This is a genomic window from Bartonella sp. AP9QHHD (assembly GCF_042195625.1).
In the GTDB taxonomy this organism is placed as follows: Bacteria; Pseudomonadota; Alphaproteobacteria; order Rhizobiales; family Rhizobiaceae; genus Bartonella.
Genome location: NZ_JBHIOP010000108.1, coordinates 1 through 2846 on the forward strand (window position 1 = coordinate 1; position 2846 = coordinate 2846).

Genomic DNA, 2846 nt, shown 5'->3' on the forward strand with positions numbered 1-2846 from the left:
ATCCGTGTTTTCTACTTATTGGATTTTTACGAACATCACATAAAGTTTTGATATTGTTTTCTATGAGACAACTAAGATAATCCTCAAGGGACTTACCTTCATAGCCAATGGTAAAAAAACAAAATTCCTCATCTTTAGCAGGCTGTATGATAATATGTTTAGTGTTACACACGTTTAATTTCCTTGGTAAATGGGTGGGAGTGCTGGGAGGAGAGAGCACCCCCATAGGTTTAAGCAGCTTTTGCCAAAATCTTTTGCATCTCTTGTTCTATTTCCCCTAAAAAGATTTCGACCGCTTTATTGATCTCTTCAATGTGTTTCTCATCACGGAGGACGCGTTTGATTTTCATTCTCAAACCAGTAGATTTGCCTACAAAGTTTGGATTATAGCTCATGAAATCACACCATTTGCGTCCAGTGCATGCCATTTGGAATTGCATCTGTGCGATATATTCAGGTTTGATTTCGTCATAAATAAAAAAACGAAGATGGGTTGTTGATTGTGGACATTTGACTTCGATTAAACCGTCCTCTCCAATCAACCCATCAGGACTAGCCCCCGCCATTTCTATTTTGGGGTGGGGGATAAACCCGCATCTTGTGACTTCTGCGTCATAAATGAATTCATATTCTCTTAAGGCATTCTCTTCATGTTCAATGCCCCATTGCATAGCAGGTGTTGTATAAGATTGGCTTATTTCCTCTATTAAGCGTTCTGTCATGAGTTTCGTTTTGTAGTCTTCATATTTGCTTGTAGGCAAACCTTTTGCTGTCTTACTGATTACATTGTAAACGTTTGAAGCTGTGACTTTACCCAAGCGCGCTTGAAACCACTCTGCTGTCCTTTGTTCCATTTCACACCGCCGTTTCTTGTTGAGTTGGCGCATATTCGATATCTTGTATAGGTGCATCTAATTGCTCTTGTTGTGCTTTATTCATTTGCTTTCGTTGCTTTTTTTTCAAAGAAAACAAAGCGGTTTGTGCTTGTTTAAAAGACATATCTTTTAGATTTTTTACTCCTATGAAAGAGAGAAGCCTACTTTCTTCAGATTGTGTTTTTTTAATTAATTCTTTGATTTCATTCATCTGTTCAGAAGAGATACCCGCAAGAAGTGTTATTCCATCTGTATCGTCTTCTTTTCTTGCAACATTAAGAAGCATGCCTAAGAGATATCTACGTGCGTAGCTTATAGTAGAACCAACCGCTTGTGTGTTATTTTTGCTTCCCGTAGCATCAATGGGAAATGTTCCTTGTGTTGATATTTCATTGCCCGATATATGCTTTAAAGTCATTTCTACAGTTATGTCATTTGAACTCTGGTCTTTGATACGAGAGAACAAGGCAAAGTGATGTTTTGCAAGAGGTTCTTTAATAGCATCAATATATTTATCAAGCGTTGTATAGAGGCTTTTAGTATGTGTATTAATGGCATTTTGTTCGATATTTTTATATTCCACTTGTATAGTAGAAAGATCACGGACAAAGTTTTGACGCTCTTGTCGTTCTATCTCCTTTTCTCGCAATTCAAGAAGACGCTTGAGACGATCCATATCGACATCATTTTCTAAAGCTCTTTCTAAAATAAGCTCCATAGCTGTAGGTTTGATTTCACAATCGTTCGTTTTTTCCACTAATTCCGTTTGTGTGGTACTTAGTTCACTCATCTTGATTTCCTCCTATTTGAGCGCAATTCACCCGTGGCGTGAATCACGCATGTTTTAAAAGTTAGTTGGTTGTTACAATCCTGTTTCTAGAGACTGTGTGATATTGACCACCTCCCCGTCTGAAAAGACGAGGAAATGAAATCTTTTTTAAAACTAAGCGGCTTTCGTAACAGATTTTTCTAAGACCTGTTTTGCTTCTTTAATGAGGGCTTTATATTTTCTGTTTTCTTCATCCACTCTGAAGGCATCAATAAGACGCATATGAATTGGACCCAAAAGATACAAAACTTTTTCACCAGCGTTCATTCCCTCCCAATAGCTTGGCAAATCAAAACGGGTATCACGATCATAATCAACAGATTGGTTTCTTAGTTTTTTCTCACATTCAATAAAGTAACGACGTGCCTGTCGTCCTTTCTTATTACGTTCAACCATAGAAAGCTCTTTCGCCATATCTAAGGTGAGATGATATTCTACTGCTATAGCATTGTTCGCTTCCATTTTTTTGTGGAAGCGAATAAAATCTTGCCTTTCAAGAAAAGAATAAGCAATGATGCGTTTTTTTATCCAAGTAGAGAAATCTTGTTTGCTTTCCAAAAATGCATGCAATTCACGCGCATTAACGGTTTGAACTGTTTCCTGATCAATTGTTTGTTCTGTAATTTTAATAAGAATGTTCATAATGAACTCCTATGCAGTGAGATATTTTTCATTGACATCCAATAAAGGATGCCGGGTGCTGAAAAACACGGTGCATAGTCCGTCGTTACGCTTTCCCCATAAAGAGTATTGTATAGCGTAACTACACCCGACAAAGTCATTATATGCGTGTAACATACAACGAGTCAAAGCCTTTAATATGCGGAAAATAAACTGTTTCGGCAATTCATCCGCTATGCATCTAAGGTGTTTTTCAAGCACCTGATTCGACAATAGACATACTGATATTATTTTGTCAATTAAAAATTTTGAAAATTGACGCAAATAAATCATATCGATTTTATCAGTAAATTCGTATTTCTTTTCCATGATTGTTTCTCTTAATGCATGCTTTGTCTTTTAATCTCTTGAGACAGCAGCCCCATACCTTTTGTGGTGATTTTTGCGCAAGGAATGACCTTTTCTATTCCATTTGCGGTTTGAAGTGTGATAGTTGGACAATCCATAAGTTTCTTTTGGAT

General features: G+C 37.0%; 3 protein-coding genes and 1 pseudogene. All 4 read right to left on the bottom strand.

What is annotated here, in order from left to right:
- Positions 1–230: 230 nt before the first annotated feature.
- On the bottom strand, positions 231–854 hold the full coding sequence (locus ACFIK4_RS09380; protein ID WP_375675816.1) for a lambda exonuclease family protein: 624 nt from the start codon (positions 852–854) through the stop codon (positions 231–233).
- A 1-nt stretch (position 855) separates the two neighbouring features.
- Positions 856–1665 (bottom strand): ERF family protein, encoded by an 810-nt coding sequence (locus tag ACFIK4_RS09385; RefSeq protein ID WP_375613981.1) that lies wholly within the window; start codon positions 1663–1665, stop codon positions 856–858.
- A 153-nt stretch (positions 1666–1818) separates the two neighbouring features.
- Positions 1819–2346 (bottom strand): antA/AntB antirepressor family protein, encoded by a 528-nt coding sequence (locus ACFIK4_RS09390; RefSeq protein WP_375675817.1) that lies wholly within the window; start codon positions 2344–2346, stop codon positions 1819–1821.
- Between the two features lie 359 nt (positions 2347–2705).
- Positions 2706–2846, bottom strand: a pseudogene (locus tag ACFIK4_RS09395) (phage regulatory protein/antirepressor Ant); the annotation flags it as partial.